The 16,795-nt window shown below is 60.7% G+C and carries 15 protein-coding genes and 2 pseudogenes; 11 read left to right on the top strand and 6 right to left on the bottom strand.

Annotation, left to right across the window (positions count from 1 at the left end; translation table 11 throughout):
- The first annotated feature begins 169 nt into the window (after nt 1-169).
- The 6 genes from H7828_RS17345 to H7828_RS17320 all read left to right on the top strand — a co-directional run bounded on the left by H7828_RS17345 (nt 170) and on the right by H7828_RS17320 (nt 7,910).
- A complete protein-coding gene (locus H7828_RS17345; protein WP_226782325.1) occupies nt 170-1,384 on the top strand; it encodes a DNA cytosine methyltransferase in 1,215 nt (404 codons plus the stop codon).
- The gene (locus H7828_RS17340; protein ID WP_226782324.1) at nt 1,381-2,154 is read left to right on the top strand and encodes a GIY-YIG nuclease family protein; all 774 of its coding nucleotides are present in this window, start codon (nt 1,381-1,383) and stop codon (nt 2,152-2,154) included. The genes H7828_RS17345 and H7828_RS17340 overlap by 4 nt, the downstream gene beginning before the upstream one ends.
- A 139-nt stretch (nt 2,155-2,293) precedes the next feature.
- The gene (locus H7828_RS17335; protein ID WP_226782323.1) at nt 2,294-4,624 is read left to right on the top strand and encodes an ATP-binding protein; all 2,331 of its coding nucleotides are present in this window, start codon (nt 2,294-2,296) and stop codon (nt 4,622-4,624) included.
- Complete coding sequence (locus H7828_RS17330) at nt 4,621-6,294, top strand: DEAD/DEAH box helicase family protein (protein ID WP_226782322.1); 1,674 nt, start codon at nt 4,621-4,623, stop codon at nt 6,292-6,294. Before H7828_RS17335 ends, H7828_RS17330 begins: the two co-directional genes overlap by 4 nt.
- On the top strand, nt 6,291-6,818 hold the full coding sequence (locus tag H7828_RS17325) for a hypothetical protein (protein WP_226782321.1): 528 nt from the start codon (nt 6,291-6,293) through the stop codon (nt 6,816-6,818). The genes H7828_RS17330 and H7828_RS17325 overlap by 4 nt, the downstream gene beginning before the upstream one ends.
- A gap of 3 nt (nt 6,819-6,821) precedes the next feature.
- The gene (locus tag H7828_RS17320) at nt 6,822-7,910 is read left to right on the top strand and encodes a PIN-like domain-containing protein (RefSeq protein ID WP_226782320.1); all 1,089 of its coding nucleotides are present in this window, start codon (nt 6,822-6,824) and stop codon (nt 7,908-7,910) included.
- Between the two features lie 70 nt (nt 7,911-7,980).
- Here the strand turns inward: H7828_RS17320 and H7828_RS23000 are convergent, their stop codons facing one another.
- The 4 genes from H7828_RS23000 to H7828_RS17295 are packed head-to-tail and all read right to left on the bottom strand — an operon-like array spanning nt 7,981 to nt 12,118.
- Nucleotides 7,981-9,510, bottom strand: a complete 1,530-nt coding sequence (locus tag H7828_RS23000; protein ID WP_425354957.1) for a hypothetical protein — start codon at nt 9,508-9,510, stop codon at nt 7,981-7,983.
- A complete protein-coding gene (locus H7828_RS17305) occupies nt 9,510-10,244 on the bottom strand; it encodes a hypothetical protein (protein ID WP_226782318.1) in 735 nt (244 codons plus the stop codon). The genes H7828_RS23000 and H7828_RS17305 overlap by 1 nt, the downstream gene beginning before the upstream one ends.
- On the bottom strand, nt 10,241-10,822 hold the full coding sequence (locus H7828_RS17300; RefSeq protein WP_226782317.1) for a hypothetical protein: 582 nt from the start codon (nt 10,820-10,822) through the stop codon (nt 10,241-10,243). Before H7828_RS17300 ends, H7828_RS17305 begins: the two co-directional genes overlap by 4 nt.
- A 12-nt stretch (nt 10,823-10,834) precedes the next feature.
- Nucleotides 10,835-12,118 (bottom strand): HNH endonuclease, encoded by a 1,284-nt coding sequence (locus H7828_RS17295; RefSeq protein ID WP_226782316.1) that lies wholly within the window; start codon nt 12,116-12,118, stop codon nt 10,835-10,837.
- Between the two features lie 624 nt (nt 12,119-12,742).
- Here H7828_RS17295 and H7828_RS17290 point away from each other — a divergent pair.
- From H7828_RS17290 to H7828_RS17270, 5 genes and pseudogenes are all read left to right on the top strand, one after another.
- Nucleotides 12,743-13,324: pseudogene (locus H7828_RS17290) on the top strand (ATPase, T2SS/T4P/T4SS family); the annotation flags it as partial.
- 77 nt (nt 13,325-13,401) lie between these two features.
- Nucleotides 13,402-13,695, top strand: a complete 294-nt coding sequence (locus tag H7828_RS17285; protein WP_111774803.1) for a VirB3 family type IV secretion system protein — start codon at nt 13,402-13,404, stop codon at nt 13,693-13,695.
- A gap of 6 nt (nt 13,696-13,701) precedes the next feature.
- Nucleotides 13,702-14,526, top strand: a pseudogene (locus tag H7828_RS17280) (conjugal transfer protein TrbE); the annotation flags it as partial.
- Between the two features lie 102 nt (nt 14,527-14,628).
- Nucleotides 14,629-15,132, top strand: coding sequence for a MaoC family dehydratase (locus H7828_RS17275; protein WP_226782315.1), 504 nt, complete (start codon nt 14,629-14,631; stop codon nt 15,130-15,132).
- A 241-nt stretch (nt 15,133-15,373) separates the two neighbouring features.
- The gene (locus H7828_RS17270) at nt 15,374-15,514 is read left to right on the top strand and encodes a hypothetical protein (RefSeq protein WP_226782314.1); all 141 of its coding nucleotides are present in this window, start codon (nt 15,374-15,376) and stop codon (nt 15,512-15,514) included.
- Here H7828_RS17270 and H7828_RS17265 read toward each other — a convergent pair.
- Both H7828_RS17265 and H7828_RS17260 read right to left on the bottom strand, forming a co-directional pair.
- Nucleotides 15,506-15,979: a GNAT family N-acetyltransferase gene (locus tag H7828_RS17265; RefSeq protein ID WP_226782313.1), complete on the bottom strand. Its 474-nt coding sequence runs from the start codon at nt 15,977-15,979 to the stop codon at nt 15,506-15,508. The two genes, H7828_RS17270 and H7828_RS17265, sit on opposite strands and share 9 nt — an antisense overlap.
- The gene (locus H7828_RS17260; RefSeq protein ID WP_226782312.1) at nt 15,973-16,218 is read right to left on the bottom strand and encodes a DsbA family protein; all 246 of its coding nucleotides are present in this window, start codon (nt 16,216-16,218) and stop codon (nt 15,973-15,975) included. The genes H7828_RS17265 and H7828_RS17260 overlap by 7 nt, the downstream gene beginning before the upstream one ends.
- Nucleotides 16,219-16,795 lie beyond the last annotated feature (577 nt).

Raw genomic sequence — 16,795 nt, 5'->3', positions numbered from 1 at the left:
CGTTCCGTCTACCCCGTTGGTGGGTGATCAGAAGGTATGTGGCGGTAACGTAGTGTGGGGTGCTAGTTATTGAGGAAATCTTAGGGTTCTGCTCTATATCTTGACTTGGCAGCCTTGATCCACAGCGTGCCATCTGGTCTAACACGAGAAAACGGAGTCAGGTGTCAACATGTCTATCGAACTGGCGAATATCACGAGGCAACGTGCTTCGATCGAACTCTTCGCCGGAGCGGGCGGTTTGGGCATCGGACTGGCGCAGGCTGGATTCATCCCTAAAGCGGTCGTCGAGTATGATCGGTGGTGTTGTGACACGTTACGCGAAAACCATGGCGTTCTGGATGGCGCCGATCCTGCGGACATGTGCGCCTGGAATGTGATTGAGGGCGATGTACGCTCCGTAGACTTCACGGCCCACGAAGGCGCTCTTGATCTGATTTCCGGTGGACCGCCATGCCAACCCTTCAGCTTGGGGGGGCGGCATCGTGCATATGACGACGCGAGAGACATGTTTCCGCAAGCTGTTCGCGCGGTAAGAGAGGCACGGCCGAAGGCATTCATCTTCGAAAACGTGAAAGGCCTCACCCGTGCCGCCTTCGCGGACTATTTCTCTTATGTGCAGCTACAGCTTGAGCATCCGGAGCTATTGGCCCGCGACGAAGAGGCTTGGCAGGGACACTTGGCCCGTCTGCAGCAACATCACACCTCAACCCGCCGGCCCGGCCTCCACTACAACGTGGTCACGAAGCTACTAAACGCCGCCAACTATGGTGTGCCGCAACGTCGTGAGCGGGTATTGTTCGTTGGATTTCGCGATGATGTGGACGCGTGCTGGAGCTTTGGAGAGGGTGAGTTCAATCAGCGCGCGCTGATTTGGGACCAAATTTACGGCGACTATTGGGATCGCCATGAGGTGCCCAAACCCCATCGTGAGCTGGAGGGACGCGCTGCGCAGATAGCGGCGAGAATGTCCCGAGACGAGAAGCCCGAAGGAAAGCCTTGGCGGACAACGCGCGACGCGATCGGGGATTTGCCCGATCCGCGACACACGCAGCGTGCCACCGCCTTTCATGATCACCGCTTCCAGCCTGGCGCCCGCAGCTACAAGGGGCACACTGGCAGCCATTTGGACGAACCCTCGAAGACTCTGAAGGCAGGCGTGCACGGAGTGCCTGGTGGAGAAAACATGCTTCGTCGTGCGGATGGTTTCGTTCGCTACTTCACCGTTCGGGAGTCCGCCCGACTGCAGACGTTCCCCGATGACTATCGATTCCACGGGTCGTGGAGCGAAAGCATGCGTCAACTCGGGAACGCCGTGCCCGCCGAATTGGCGCGCGTGGTTGGAGACAGCGTCGCTAAAAAATTGGACATGGCGGAGACTGTATGAGCGACGGCTATGCAGAGCTCGAATTTGATCTGCCAAGAGCCCTATTGAGGGACATTGTTGCCCTCCTTGACGGGATGAATTCTGCTGAACTTACCGCCCTGAACCTGACGCGCGTCTCGGACGCGCCGGGCGTTTATGCTCTTAGCTCCAGCGTGACGGGAGAACTACTCTATATTGGCAAAGCAGAAAGCTCGAAAGGCCTGCTGAACCGGCTGACCCGCCACATGCGCAAGTTGGATGGTAGGCAGTACATCAGCCCGGGCGATATTCACTTCAAGGCAATACGAATATTCGTCTTTGCTGCCATGGATCTCGAAGCAGCCTTGATCTCGCACTATGGCGGGGAAGGGAAGCTCCCTTGGAACCATTCCGGCTTTGGCTCGAACGATCCCGGGCAACAACGAGATACTACGACATACAAACCAGACCATTTCGACACCCAGCATCCTATCCGTTTGGATCACTGTTTCGTTGAGTTCAAAGTTGGAAAACAGTCGGTCGCGGACGTCATGCAGCAGCTCAAGGATGGCCTTCCCTTCCTGCTACGCTTCCAGCGCCCGAACGCGACGTCCCGAAATTCCTTCGAGCCAGATTTTGAAACTAGCGAAGTTGATATTCCGCGACCTGACATCACGACACGCGAGGTACTTGAGCGTTGCATCGCCGCACTTCCCTCGGGATGGCATGCGACGGCGCTTCCGAGCCATGTCATCTGCTACAAAAATGACGATCGGCGTTTCCCGAGCGGCACGTTGATCGCCCGATCTTAGCAAGAACTCAAATTCTTGAAAATCGCTCCTCCCCCGAAAGGCTGATCGGTGATTTTTCAAGGCGATTGTGATGTCGCGCTTTTTTCACGCTATCAATTCAATTATTTCATGAACGACGTGTACTGCTTGGTGGAAAAAAATGACTCAAGAATTTGATCTCACTCCCGACGCCCGCGTCTTGCAGATGCTCGGTGAGATCAATCTTCATCAATGGCGTTGCGTCGCGGAACTGATCGACAACAGCATTGACGGTTTCGTCGGGGCGGCTCGAGCGGGCACGCCGATAGACCATCCTGAAATCACGATCACGATCCCGACGTCGAACAAGAGCGACGCGCGTCTCTCCATCCGGGATAACGGTCCAGGCATGGCGATCGATGTGCTGGAGCGCGCGGTGCGAGCTGGTTGGTCGGGGAACAACCCTCTGACCAATCTCGGGCTGTTCGGCATGGGTTTCAACATCGCCACGGCGCGGCTCGGCACGGTAACCGAGGTTTGGACCACGCGCGCAGGCGAGCCGGAATGGGTCGGTGTGCGCATCGACCTCGAGGGGCTTCGGGCGAGCCAGAGCTACAAAACACCGCGACAAACACGGGTGAAGCCGAACCACACCCAGCACGGAACCGAAATCATCATCACGAAGCTGAAGCCCGATCAGCGCGCCTATCTCGCGCGATCGGCCAATCTCGGAACGATCCGCAAGCATCTCGCGCGCGCCTATTCCGCGATCTTGCGCGAATCCGAGGCGGGCCGGATCAGACTGAAGGTGAACGGAACGAAGCTGGAACCCAGGCGCCATTGTCACTGGGATCCCGACCGTTCGGTGGAGCTGAGCGACGGGACGGTTGTCCACGCGGTCGAGCGGTTCGACGTCGCGCTCGCGCCGCGGAGGTATTGCACGCATTGCATGCGGGCCTTGAGCGGCGATGAGGAGCAATGCCCCAACGGTGGTCCAAATTGCGAGATCGTGACTACGGAACGCCGGGTGAGGGGATGGGTTGGGCTCCAACGCTATCTGCACAAATCAGACTTCGGTATCGACTTCGTTCGAAACGGCCGCAAGATCGAGATCGGCTCGAAAGACCTTTTCGCTTGGAACAACGGGGACAATGCGGAGATCGAGTATCCGATTGACGATCCGCGGAGCCGCGGTCGTTTTGTGGGAGAGGTTCATCTTGACCATTGCCGTGTCAGCTACACTAAAGATCGCTTCGAGAGGGACGACCCGTCTTGGGAGGAGATGGTCCGAGTCGTCAGGGGAGAGGGCCCCTTGCGGCCGCAAGCGGCGAAGCAAAGTGGCTTCGACGGAAACCCCAGCCCTCTCTACAAGTTATTCCAGGCGTTCCGACGCTCCAGTCCGCAAGGCAAAAACGGCCTTTGGTCGAGGGTACTCGTGGTCAAAGACAACGATCGATCCGAGCAGATGGCCCAGTCGTTCTATGAGAACGACGCCGACTATCTTGACGACGAGCGGTGGTGGAAGCTGGTCGAGGAGCAGGACAAGGAAATTTTGGGGGAGAGTGGCGACACCGACCTTCCTGACGGCTTCCTCGACGATGGGGAGGACGGGTCGACCAGCGGCGGCTCGCAGGGTGATACCGATGGCGCGGACGTCTTGCCGGAGCCGGAACCGGCGGAGCCGCCAGCCGAGCGCAATCAAATCCATGAGCTATCGCGCAAATACGTGCACCCGACTTACCGAGTTGAGTTCCAAGTGGAAGCCTTCGCCTCGGAGCCAACTGACAAGGCGCTCACGGGTAGTCTTCCCTGGTCGTTTGAACTCGACGACGTGGCGACCCGAACCTACGCGTTTGTGATGAACCCAACCCATGACGTGTTTCGGTCGACTACGATGACCGCTATGGACGCGCTATTGACTGAGCTCTCTGTGCAGACCCTGGATTTCCTGAAAGGTCAGGTGCATGACGTGACGCTGGCGAATATTCTCGCCGATTACCGCTCGAGCTACGCCAGCGCGACACGGTTGGAGCCGTCCGAAGTCATATCGATGGCGAACACGGGCCTCGAGGAGTTCGCGAAGGCGGTGGCGAACCTGATCCCGGAGGGTCAAGGCCAAACATATTACGCCGAGCTCTCGAAGCCCGATCGGGAGCATGTGGCGCGAAGAATGGCGGCGCGCGGGGTCGTGGATGTGCCCAAGGTGATTTCCGAAGGCCGTTTCTGGGAATATATGGATCCTCAGGCGGTCGTCGCGACCTTCACTCGGCATCCAGAACTGTTCTTCGATGGCAAGTATTGGTCGGACCCCTATGAGACCTTGAGTTTTGGCGCTGACCATATCGATGAGGAGGCTCGGCGTCGTCTCGTCTCACGCTATGAGGCCTATCTGGGCGATACGCTCTGGTTGGCGAACCAGTCCTCTCGCGACCTTGAGACGGCGAACCGCGACGAGATCATTCGAGCGACCTGCTCCCTCCGTCTCATGAAGCCGGATGTGGATTTGGAATGACGGACGCCTTTCTGGATGCCAGACGACTACTGAAAGGGCCTTGGCAGGCCTTCGAGCGTGATGTCGCTCGGCTGTTGATCTGCAATGGTTTCCAGGATGTTCGGGTTGTGGGTGGGTCCGGCGATCGCGGCGCGGATGTTTTGGGTCGGAAGAATGGCGAACTCTGGGTCATCCAATGTAAGTTCACCACAAATGGTTACGCGGCGGCCGCCGCAGTGGACGAGGTCGCCGAGGCGGGGCGCTTCTACCGCGCATCGCGCATGTATGTGGCGACCTCTCGCCCTGCGGGCCCCGCGACACGCTCCGCCATTGAACGCTGGGGCAAACTTGGTCTGAAGATCGGGGTTCTTGAACCTGCGACACTCCTCGCAATGGCCCAAAAGAGCCCGGAATTCCCACCAGCGCGCAGAGATCTGAGGGACTATCAGGAAAGCGCCGTGGAGCTTTTCGTGGGCGCGCTTCGGGAGACGGGTAGGGGGCAGGTCGTGCTCGCCACAGGTCTCGGCAAGACCGTGGTGATGTCGGAGGCGACCGCGCGTCTCTTCGCGGACGCGCGTATCCCGGATGGCAGAGCCCTTGTGTTGGCCGGAACACGCGAACTCGTGGACCAGTTGCAACGCGCGTTCTGGGATCAGCTACCGAAATCAATCCCGACCCATCGCCTGATCGGAGGCGAGACGCCGGCGTTCTGGGAGGGGATAACCTTCGCGACCGTTCAGAGCGCGGTCGCTCGGCTCGACGAGCTTCCGGACTTCGGGCTCGTCTTGATCGACGAGGCGCATCATGTGGGCTCCGACACCTTCCGCCAAGTAACCGATCGCATGGTGGATTCCATGATTGGCGGCGTCACCGCGACACCCTGGCGAGGGGACGGCTATGACATCGACACACTTCTAGGGCCTCCCGTTATTCGAGTAGGAATCGCGGAAGGGCTGAAGCGCGGCTTTCTGTGCGAGGCCGACTACCGCATGTTCGCCGACGACATCGATTGGCAACTCGTGCGTGATCAATCCCGCAACGCATATTCGATCACGCAGTTGAACAAGCGTTTGCTGCTGCCGACTCGCGACGAGGAGGCCGCCCGCAGGATCAGGGAGGTGTTCGACGCCGAAGCCCGCCGGTCCGGTATCGTGTTTTGCTCCACCGTTTTGCACGCAAAAAGCTTCGCGGCGATGCTGGGGCTCTTCGGTCTACGCTGCGAGGCCATCACCGGTGAGATGTCCGCTCGCGAACGTGACGAGGTGATGGCCCGTTTCAGGAGTGGGGCCCTCGACCTGGTCACGACCCGCGATCTCTTCAACGAGGGCGTGGACGTGCCTGACGTCGACCTCATCGCGTTCATGCGAGTGACCCATAGTCGCAGAATCTTCGTGCAACAGTTGGGGCGAGGCCTGCGTACAAGTCCGACCAAAGACAAAGTGGTGGTCCTGGACTTCGTGAGTGATATCCGCAGGATTTCGGAGGTGATCGAACTGGAGCGAGGCGCGAAGGGCGACATCGAGCGCCTTCGCCTGCCCGGGGTGGTGGAGTTCCGCGACGCCAGCGCCGGGAGCTTCATGTTGGAATGGATGAAGGATCAGGCTGATCTTTTCTCTCGCGAGGGCGACGCGATGCTGGAACTGCCTCGCTTCGACTTCCCGGAGCCTCATGGCGGGGGGACCGTACAATGAATATGCCCGAGGAGATCAGGCGCGCGATCAAGGAGGCGCTTTGGGCGAAGCTGGATGATTTGAGCTGGCTGACCATGTCGGACGCCGACCACTCGAACTTTTATGAGCAATGGACCCGCGCGCCGGAGATCGGCGGCAAGCTCGGGCATTTCATGGATCCGCGCGCTGTCCGGGTTTATATCAAGGATACTTTGGTCAAGGACTACGCCCGCGAGCGGTTGCTTGCAAGCGCGGATCAAGTTCTTCGCGCCCTCGACATTCCACCAGAACTCACGATCGTCCGAAAATACATTAAACCTCACGGCCTGCTCTTGAGCGATGGACGGGTGGTCTGCTGGGGAAACAGCCGGGATTGGAAGCACCTTCTGATGGCGGCTTTCGAGCGGCAGCGAGCGTCGTCTCGCGCGAAAGCGTGCTCGGTGGTCGTGATTGAGAATGGCAAAACGGTCGATCTCGATACGCGAGAACTGGTTCGAGACGCCGCCGCGCGCCTCGGTGTCGATCCGATCGTTTGGTGGGAGTGAGGGATGCGGAAGGCGCTTGAGGGATGGTATCCGAAAACGGCCGAGGAGCTCGCCAACATCTGGGAGCACGCGCTCTTCGTTCCCGACGCGAATATCTTGCTGCACTGCGTGCGGCACCCGAAAGCGGTGCGCGAGGAGTTGCTTCGGCTCTTCGGAGTCCTGCAACCGTCCCTTTGGGTGCCCTATCAGGTGGCGTTGGAGTTTCATCGAAACCGGCTCGACGTCGAGCGTTCCGTGGTGGACGCCTATGATCAAATCCTCCGGGACTACGAGAAGACGATCCGGCAGGCTCGCGACCAACTGAGACAGTTGAGGGCGCACCCCACGATAGACATTGAGCGCGAGGTCTCGGCGCTCGACGTCCAGCTGGCGGATTTCAAAGATAGGATCGATGCCGCGCGGAACGCACACCCCGAGGCGGAGATCGGGACGGTGGTTGACCGCCTGACGGAGCTCTTGGAGGATCGTGTCGGAGAGCGCTGGCCGGACGCGGAACTCGTGAAGATCAAGAAAGAGGGAGAGACCCGATACGCGGCCAAAGTTCCCCCTGGATACCTCGACGCGAAGAAGGATGGTGACGAGTACCGCAAGTACGGAGACCTGATCATATGGAAAGACATGATCGAGAAGGCGAAAGCCGAGAAAAGACCGATCATTTTCATATCCGATGACGTCAAGGAGGACTGGTGGTGGATCCATAAGGGCAAAAAGCTTGGACCGCGGCCGGAACTGGTCGAAGAGTTCAAACGGGAAAGCGATCAGGACTTTCACATCTACGAATTTGGGAATTTCATACGGATCGCCGCCGAACATCATCCGGAGATTCAGAAAGATCTCGACGCGGTGGAACAAAGTCTGAGGCAAGATAGTGAAGCCAAGGAACGCCTCTCCAAGAGTGAATCTGAACGAAATCGCGTTGAGCAGTTGGCGGGATTGGAGGACGAGCGCGACGAGCTAATTGCATTGTTGTCTGGTGCTCCCGATCGAAGTGCGCCGCGTAGTCCGATATCTGACCGAGCGTCAGTTCGGCTGCGACTCAAGGAAATCGACAGGCAGCTTGGGTTGCTTGGCGATCATACCTCGGATCCATAGGATTTTTGCAGTTAAGATCCATGTTTCAGGGACGCACTGAAACCTAGAAAGCTTGTTCTTAGTTTGCTTTTCAAGCGACAATCATGCTGGCCTGCATAAATTGGGGCGTGGTGCCGCGCTGGTGCGGTATCGCTCGCAGCACCTCTGCCGAAAGCCTTCCCCCTGGTTGGAACTGGCGTTGCCGACACACCCCCATCAGCGGGGAGACCCCGCAACGCCCCCTGAGAGTGAAAGTGCGGACGGGTTTTCCGTGACGGGTTGAGGGCTGGAGGAGAGGCCTCCGGCGCCCGTCGCGGAGATCATCCCGATGACCAGTGAGCATCACGCGGCCCGCAAAAGCGGCCCGCGCACCAACTTTTATGACGACATCACCGACAAGATCATCGCCGAGCTGGAGGAGGGCCGGCTGCCCTGGGTCCAGCCCTGGGGGACGGCGGCGGCGCAAGCGCCGCTCGCCATGCCGCGCAACGCCAGCACGGGTCGGCAGTATTCCGGGATCAATGTCCTGATCCTCTGGGGCGCCGTCATTCAGCAGGGCTATCCAACCCAGCATTGGCTGACCTTCCGCCAGGCGCTGTCGCTCGGCGGTAAACGCCTTGTGATCCATCTCCAGACCAACCGCCGCTTCGATCGCGGTCATGTGGGCCATGACCTCATCGATGCCGTCCGACAGGAAGGCCCGCACTAGAAAGTGCACGATCGGCGTCTCGAATAGGGGGGTTGCGCGGGCAGTCTCAACGACGCGCCAAGCCTGATCGGTCATCAACGCGAGCCCCCGCTTGGCATCGTCGCTCAGTGGAAGCTCAGTCGCCCGCTCAAGTTCGATCTCTTCGCCGTCGTCATCGACAATCCATGGTTCGAGCGTAAGGCTGTCCGCGCTCGGTGGGGTCGCCGGCCGGATGAACAGGTCCTCGTCCACCGTGTGAATCCAGGGCAGCCGGAAGCCGCGCCAGTCGACCTCCTGCATAGTCGACCAGTCCTCCCACGGGGCGAGGATCAAGTAGAAGAGCGCAGCCTCAACTGCCGGCGGAAATTGCCCAAGGTGCGGGTCGATCTCCCCGAAGTCGCGGTTCATCGCCATATACAGCCACGGCGACGCGCGCTTCTCCGGCTGAGGATCGAGGGCAATCTCCTCCTCGACGACCAACCATTGAAATTGCGCAAGCCGCCGAGCGTCGAGCGGCTCGTTGGGCATGGTCCGCTCAATCCGTGGGGCATCGAAAAGAGCGGCCAACTCGCCGGCACTGAATTGCGCAACCCGCGACCGCCCAAACGTCATGACCGGGAGATCGTCGGCGAGATCGAGCGGGCATAAGTGACGGCGCACCGACGTCTTGCGGCGGCAAGCCTCATCGAGAGCCTTCGCCGCAACGACAGGATCGAGCGCCAGATGAGTCTTCCCTTCCGGCAGATGGCACGGGAGCCCAAGCGATCGCAGAGCGGTGCTGAGCGCGAACACGGGCTTGTCGATGCCATACTCCGCCGCGCAGAGCTCGCTCAGAGCGTTGAAGCGCGGCGCTCTCAGGAGGTTCTTGGGGCCTGGCCGAGGGATGCGCCAGAGATCCTCGACCACGGTGATCATGGCGGCGTTCGCGCCCATCAGCCGGCCTCGTTGCGCGCCTGTGGAAACCAGCTGCGCTCCGCCCGCTGCTTGACCAGATGGGCTTCGAGGTTCTCGTGCTTCCGTTCAATGCTTTCATTGTAGATATATTCGGCATCCCGCCAGAACGCGGCGATCGCGGTGACGAACTCGCGCAGGGCGGCGACCGGGATCACCATCGAGCCTGCAGGCGGTGGCGCGGGCCCTGCCTGCGGCTCGCCAAAGCCGGGCGGCATGGGCGGCATCACAGGCCAAAGGTCGGGTCGGCGCCGATGCAGCTCTATCGCCGAGTCCCCGTCACCATGGCGGCACGCATTGCCGAGGTGCTGGAGGATATCGATGAGCGGGAAGCTCGGAAACTCGTCCAAATTTATGCCGCGCAAACTTCGGAACCACTTTTGCAAATCTTTCCAGTTGGCCTTGTCGATCTTGTCGGCGATGGGCTCGCCGGGGCGTAGTTTGTTCGCGCAACCGCGCAGATAGCTGCGAATCTGCCGTTCCCAGATCGACTGGATCGACAAGCCGAAGGCCAAGATCGCCTCACTCTTCACCGCTTCCATGTCGGCCTGAGCGAATTGATGACCGGGCGAGTCACTCGCCCCCAGTTCCGCGATCTTTGCGTCGAGCGTCTCGAGCGCCGGCACCATCACGTCGTCCAGGTAGGAGTGGATGGTCAGGCCGTGCTTGCTCGTCAGGACGTCGGCGAAGCAGTTCTTCCAGCGAAACGTGGTCATGTTGGCGCTCCCAACGAAGCTGCCTCGGCGATGCAATCGCGATAAGCGTAGTTGATCAGGTCGCGGACGAGCTCAAGGAGGCTGCCGGTCGGGAGGCCGTCGAACGGGTCGCCGTGGGCGAGTGTGTTCCGCCGCTCGGCAAGGGTTGGGTGAACGTCGCCGGCGAACTGCCCGATCGCTGTCCCACCGCAGCGCTCGACCGTAGGTATGTCCCTGCCGGTCAGCCCATCGGCTGTCACCATATGCTTGAGGCGTGCAGAGAAGCTGCGTTTTCTCTTCAAGAGCTCCCCGCCGTGGCGGTCCATCACGGCCCGTTCGAGCGCAATCAGTGCCGCCAGCTCGCCGGCCTTGATCAGGCTGAAGTCGATCCAGCCCAACAGGTAGAGCGTCTGCGCCCGGACGAATTTTCGCTGGATATTCTCTGGGATTCGCCGGGCTATCCCCAGCCCGGCGATGAAGCCCCTCCAGGCGTCCGCGCGGGCGAAATGCAGGAATGCTGCGGCGTTGCCCGTCGCCGGCAAGGCCAGGGTCAGGGGTTTGTCACGGCCCTCCAATGTGATGTGGGAAAACGTGCTCATTACGGAGCCGCGCTATGGGACGAAACAGTGGGCGCGATGATGCGCAAGGTACGCCCCATGGCGTGCGTCGAGTCCGGAGATCATCGCGCCTCGGACGATACCCAATCGGTCGAGATTATCCTGGCTCAGCGTGTTGGAGACGAGCAACGTTCCGTTGTCCTGGAAGGAAATGAGACCTCGATCGAACAAGGCATCGACATGCACTGCGAGCAAGAGTCCGTTGAAGGGGTCGAGCCGCTCAGTGTTCGTGGAGCTTCGCCACGGCTTGATGTGGGAGGCACGCAAAAGCGGAAGGTGATCAACGCCAGCCAGCGGACACGTCCCGCCCCAAGCGACGACGAGGGCGTTCCGAAAGTCGCCTTGACCGATCCTCGCGGCTTGCAAGCGCTCCTTTTCAGTGAGCGGGTCCTCGGGAGGCGCCACCACCCTGACTGGGCCGTCGTCAGTCTCCAGGCGACTTGCGCGCTCCAACAACGCGATCGTAGCAGCCAGATTGCTATCGGAGACGCCGAGAGCAAACCCGTGACGGCCGACGGTCGTGCGATGTGGCGCGATGTATTCCGGGAATTCCCGAAGATGCGCGTTCACGTAGCTCCGAGGTGGCTCAACGGTATCGACGCCTAGAGCCCGAAGGCTATCCGCCACGTCGAGGAAGCCTGGGTGAACGACCAGGGGCCGAATAGCAGTTTCCCGCTTCACGTAAACAATGAAATCGCCGCGTCGCATCTGCACTACCTTGCCGGTGTGATTACGCTGTTCGAAACCCAACGTCTCCAGCGCATCGACAAGGTCCGCATCATGAATAGGAAGTCCAGTCTGCCGCACGAGCGTCGATGGGACCACCGGGAGGGTCAGCCCCTCAGCTTTGCGTTTCCAGGTTCGGACATTGGAATCCGGCCAGTCAACGTGGAGCTTTCCAATCTGCTCGGACAGTTCGCTCCGGAGGTGCGTGGAAAAGCGGTCGACGGGCTTTCCTTCACCGGGCTGGTCCCCGCGATACGGACAGGTCCAATCGGCCACTCCCGTATTCAAATACTTCGCATCGAATAGCCCGACGAAGAGTGTATCGCCCGGATTCGGTGAGACGAACGAGGCCCATATCCTTCGCTTGCGCAAGATAGGGCGGTCCTTCTCTTGGGTGTCTTGGTAGAGGATGAAACCCTCCGGGTCGTCGCGCCAAAGATCTGCGATGCTCGCTGCGGAAGCGCCGCGTTTGGGAGTGTGATGGCGAAGAAGCGCGACCTCCCCTGGAGCAATACCACGCTCCAAAAGCAGATTGTTGAAGGTGGCGCTCATTGATGAAATCCAATCTGGCGGAGTGGCCAAATCGTGCATTGCTGATGACAGACACACATTGAGTACTACGACCTCTGTAGGTCGAAAAACAAGCGAATCTTGAGATTTTGAAGCGTGCGGATCAACCCGCCCAGGCTTTCGAGTTCGACGACGTCCGAGTATGACAGGTGGCTGGTCGCGGCGCGCTCGTAAATTGCCAGGCACTTGCGGCGATGGAGGCCGGAGAAGTAGGGGATGCTGCATTGCCGTCAGGCCGATCTCCGTTCGACACGGAATACTCGCCCACGGTGGTCGCGGCGACCTGCATGAACGTCTGGTTCGCCAGAGTTGTTGCGCTCGCCATGCCGCACTGCCATCAGGCTGCTTCCCGCCCGAATTCACCATGTTCTCATGACGGTTGCCACTATACCTTCCTCACGGAATGAAACTGGGGATCATTCCGCCGTTTTCCTGTCATTGCACGCCACGCTACTACACCCCTCGGAAACCTGTTGAGCCGTAGGCATCTACGGCTTTCTTAATCGACCCCGATCCAGGGCGGCCTGTTGGAGGCGCCCGTAAGGGAACGGGGCCGGCATGGCAAAGACCGATCAGAGACCAGAGGTGATCCGGAGAGGCGCGCGGATGCTGCGCACCGCGCTCGGGCCGGCGATCGCCGGTTTTTTGGACGACCCCATGACCGTCGAGGTGATGCTCAACCCCGATGGGCGGCTCTGGGTCGACCGACTTTCCGAGGGGTTGGCCGACAGCGGCAAAACGCTCAGCGCAGCGGACGGCGAGCGTATTGTTCGCCTCGTCGCCCACCATGTTGGGGTCGAAGTTCATGGCCTCTCCCCTCGCGTCTCTGCGGAACTCCCGGAAACAGGCGAGCGCTTCGAGGGGCTGTTGCCTCCCGTGGTTGCCGCTCCGGCTTTCGCCATCCGCAAACCCGCTGTCGCCGTCTTCACCCTCGAAGATTACGTCACCGCCAGAACCATGACCTTGATGCAGGCCGAGGCGCTGCGCCAGGCGGTTGCGGCACGTGCCAATATCCTGGTGGCGGGGGGTACCTCGACCGGCAAGACCACGCTGACCAATGCGCTGCTCGCCGAGGTGGCCAAGTCCTCCGATCGCGTCGTGATCATCGAAGACACCCGAGAACTGCAATGCGCCGCGCCGAACCTTGTGGCGATGCGCACCAAGGACGGAGTGGCAAGCCTGGCGGAGCGCTGATCTGATGGTGACGACCGTTGGCCCGCAGGGACACGAAAGGCTCCGGGGGAGCGTTTCGAGGGAGGAACACCATGAGCGGTAGCGAATGGCAAAGTTTCGAAGCCCTCGACGCGGTGCCGGGGTTCAGCGTGCCGGTTCACCGCGCGCTGACCGAGCCGATCCTACTCGGCGGCGCACCGCGTTCGGTCGCGATCCTGAACGGCACCCTGGCCGGTGCGGTCGGCCTCGGGCTTCAGCTCTGGCTGGTCGGGATCCTGATCTGGGCCGTCGGCCACATCGCTGCTGTCTGGGCGGCAAGGCGCGATCCGCTCTTCGTCGAGGTTGCGCGCCGCCATTTGCGCATTCCCGGTCATCTCTCGGTGTGAACTCCCATGATGAATCTCGCAGAATACCGTCACACTGCCTCGCGCCTCGCCGACTACCTGCCCTGGGTGGCGCTGGTCGGGGAGGGCGTGGTCCTCAACAAGGACGGCTCGTTTCAGAGGACAGCGACGTTTCGGGGTCCCGATCTCGACAGCGCGGTCGCGGCCGAACTGGTCGCGGTGGCAGGACGGCTGAACAACGCCTTCCGCCGCCTCGGTTCCGGGTGGGCGATCTTCGTGGAAGCACAGCGCTCTGAGGCCGCGACGTATCCGGTGAGCATCTTTCCGGATGCGGCATCGGCGCTGGTCGATTCCGAGCGCAAGGCCGAATTTGAGGAGGAGGGGAGCCATTTCGTCTCCGGCTATTTCCTGACGCTCCTCTGGCTTCCGCCTGCCGAGGACGCGGCGCGTTCGGAGTCCTGGCTCTACGAGGGCCGCGAGACCTCAGGTGTGAACCCCTGGGAACAGGTCCGCGGTTTCATCGACCGCACCGATCGCGTGCTGGCGCTGCTCGACGGCTTCATGCCAGACTGCCACTGGCTCGATGACGCCGCTACGCTGACCTACCTGCATTCGACGATCTCGACCAACCGGCACCACGTGCGCGTGCCCGAGGTGCCGGTCTATCTCGATGCACTCTTGCCCGACCAGGCGCTGGCCGGCGGGCTGGAGCCGCGCCTGGGTAATCATCACCTTCGCGTCCTGACGATCACCGGCTTTCCTGGCGTCACGACGCCGGGCCTGCTCGACGAACTGAACCGGCTGGCCTTTCCCTATCGCTGGTCGACCCGGGCCACTCTCATGGACAAGCTGGATGCGACGAAGCTGCTGAGCTGACCCGGCAGATATTGCCTTCAATCGAACTCAGCTCGCATGAGCTGAGCGGGGCTGCGGTGAATGCTGTGCCCCGCTTCCTAATGGATGAAGGTGCGAGACATGAGCCAAGACCCCCCAGTTCAGACGTCCTTCGAAGTCCCCAGGAATGCGCGTTATTTTGAGGACTACGTCGCCAGAAGTTGCTTCCAGTTTGGCAGGGTGGAGGTTCACGAAAACGAAATCATCGAATTTGCCGCCCAGTTTGATCCGCAGCCAATCCACATAGATCGGGGCGCCGCAGAGAGCGGCCCATTTCGTGGAATCATTGCCAGTGGCTGGCATACGATTGGCCTGATGATGAGGCTCTTCGTGGAACACTACCTGACCTCTGTTGCAAGTATGGCGTCTCCGGGAGTGGATGAGATACGGTGGTCTGTGCCCGTGCGTCCGGGCGATCAGCTCCAGGTGAGGATCACGATCACAGAAGCCCGACCGTCAAGAACGAAGGCGGACCGGGGGCTGGTGCATTCTTTTGTGGAGGCGGTGAACCAGCGCGACGAGGTGGTCGCCAGCTTCAAGGCGATGAACATCATCGGGAAGAGACCTGCCGCTTCCGGGCAATAGACGGGATCGCTCAGATCAATGGCCCGGCAAGGGGCCGTTGCTTAGGGGGCCTTCAACGCCGTTCCTCTTGCGCAGCACCGCGACGAAACCCGGGATTTTCTGCGTGGAGCTTTGCTCATGGATGATCTCGCTGACTTCGCAGATCTCGAAACCGCAGGTTTCGAATTGGTCAGCCAGGTACGCGCTGCCATGCGCGAAACATCCCGCCTTTGCGAGTTCCCGATAGCTCGACGCACCAAAGGTGGTTGGGTCGGAGGGGCGCGAGCAGGGCTGGCGCCGCATCGAATGGGAAACCGGCGATGAGAACCTCATTGCGCAGCGGCTCTATGACCGGATTGCCACGCTCGATCCGGTGAAACGGTACCGGATCGACCTAGATTGAGCGGCGTTGGCTCAGCTCGATCCGAAAACTGTCCCACGGCGCGGGATCGGCGATCGACAGATACAACCGTTTCGCCGTCAGATTGTCCTGCGGCACCAGCCAGCGCAGATGGGTCCAGCCGCGCGCGGTACCGATCTCGGTCAACTGGCCAATCAGGGCGCGGGCAAGGCCGCTTCCCCGGGCCTCTGGCATGACGAAGAGGTCGTCGAGCTGACCGGCACGGCTTCCTGAGATGATCTCGGGCAAGTCGAAGGCCAGCGCGAAGCCGGCAAGCGCGCCGCCATGGACCGCCCCGAGAAGCAGCAGATCCGGCTCGCTGCCGGCCCGCTCGATCAGAGGTGTGGCCTGTTCCGGCGTCATTGCCTCTGCCGGTCCGCTCATGGCTCTCCGATAGGCCGTCATCAGATCGGCAAGGCGCGGAGCGTCCGCGGCGGACAGGCGGCGGATCGTCGGTACGTTCACCATCCGCCGGTCCTGACCCACTCTGCCATCATCTCTATGCGGTCCCAGCCCCAGAAAGGCTCTTCATCGACGATGAAGATGGGAGATCCGAAGACGCCCCGTGCCACCGCGTCTTCTCCGATCTTCCGGACTTTTTCTTTCAGGGCAGGGTCGGCGATGCCGGCCAGAAGGGCTTCGGATTTGAGACCGAACTCAGGGGCGAGCCGCGAGACGGCTTCGGGTGGCCGATGTCCCGCCAGCATGGAAGTAGCCATGCTGCTGCGTGAGTTCTTGGCGGAACGGCAGTCGCAGCGTGACAAGCCCCGCGCGCATATCCGCCATTTCGGCCCCTAGATGCGCCATAAGTCCCTGTCGTGCAAAGCTTTCTCGTGCTCGGATGATGATTTCCTCAGGAATTGGATCGCCGACCTGCATATTCTTCCTCCACATCTTGGCGGGGGAAGTATGCATGAGGCAAAGGTCTCAGCGCGTGAGGAATTCTCAGTTCCAACTGAATGTTAGGCGCCGGAGCAGAGCTTTGTGCTGCCCTGGGCTGCCTACGATTGACGCGTCGAGGCCGACGAATGGGCCATGGCCGCACTTCGTCTTGGCTATGGCACGAAGGGGCGGGAAGCCGACTGATGGCAGCGCGGCATGGCAATCGCAGCAACCTTGCAACAACGGCCATTCGGGAGGACAGAAGCAAGTTCGCAACTTGGTCAACGAGGGGGTATGCCACCTGACGGCAGCGCAGTATTGTGGTCGAAGCGATCTTGAAATGACGGTTATTCTTGGATTCTAGAGGGGGTCAAACAAACAGGTTGCCATGGATTCGGGAAG

It is taken from the genome of Oceaniglobus trochenteri (assembly GCF_020529025.1).
GTDB lineage: Bacteria > Pseudomonadota > Alphaproteobacteria > Rhodobacterales > Rhodobacteraceae > Oceaniglobus > Oceaniglobus trochenteri.
The sequence above is the reverse complement of the archived record's forward strand: the minus strand, read 5'-3'. Positions and strand labels throughout refer to the sequence as shown.

Coding starts and splice junctions, on each gene's coding strand:
- H7828_RS17345 (WP_226782325.1), top strand. CDS start 170: ATGTCTATCGAACTGGCGAATATCACGAGGCAACGTGCTTCGATCGAA.
- H7828_RS17340 (WP_226782324.1), top strand. CDS start 1,381: ATGAGCGACGGCTATGCAGAGCTCGAATTTGATCTGCCAAGAGCCCTA.
- H7828_RS17335 (WP_226782323.1), top strand. CDS start 2,294: ATGACTCAAGAATTTGATCTCACTCCCGACGCCCGCGTCTTGCAGATG.
- H7828_RS17330 (WP_226782322.1), top strand. CDS start 4,621: ATGACGGACGCCTTTCTGGATGCCAGACGACTACTGAAAGGGCCTTGG.
- H7828_RS17325 (WP_226782321.1), top strand. CDS start 6,291: ATGAATATGCCCGAGGAGATCAGGCGCGCGATCAAGGAGGCGCTTTGG.
- H7828_RS17320 (WP_226782320.1), top strand. CDS start 6,822: ATGCGGAAGGCGCTTGAGGGATGGTATCCGAAAACGGCCGAGGAGCTC.
- H7828_RS23000 (WP_425354957.1), bottom strand. CDS start 9,510: ATGGGCGCGAACGCCGCCATGATCACCGTGGTCGAGGATCTCTGGCGC.
- H7828_RS17305 (WP_226782318.1), bottom strand. CDS start 10,244: ATGACCACGTTTCGCTGGAAGAACTGCTTCGCCGACGTCCTGACGAGC.
- H7828_RS17300 (WP_226782317.1), bottom strand. CDS start 10,822: ATGAGCACGTTTTCCCACATCACATTGGAGGGCCGTGACAAACCCCTG.
- H7828_RS17295 (WP_226782316.1), bottom strand. CDS start 12,118: ATGAGCGCCACCTTCAACAATCTGCTTTTGGAGCGTGGTATTGCTCCA.
- H7828_RS17285 (WP_111774803.1), top strand. CDS start 13,402: ATGAGCGGTAGCGAATGGCAAAGTTTCGAAGCCCTCGACGCGGTGCCG.
- H7828_RS17275 (WP_226782315.1), top strand. CDS start 14,629: ATGAGCCAAGACCCCCCAGTTCAGACGTCCTTCGAAGTCCCCAGGAAT.
- H7828_RS17265 (WP_226782313.1), bottom strand. CDS start 15,979: ATGGTGAACGTACCGACGATCCGCCGCCTGTCCGCCGCGGACGCTCCG.
- H7828_RS17260 (WP_226782312.1), bottom strand. CDS start 16,218: ATGCTGGCGGGACATCGGCCACCCGAAGCCGTCTCGCGGCTCGCCCCT.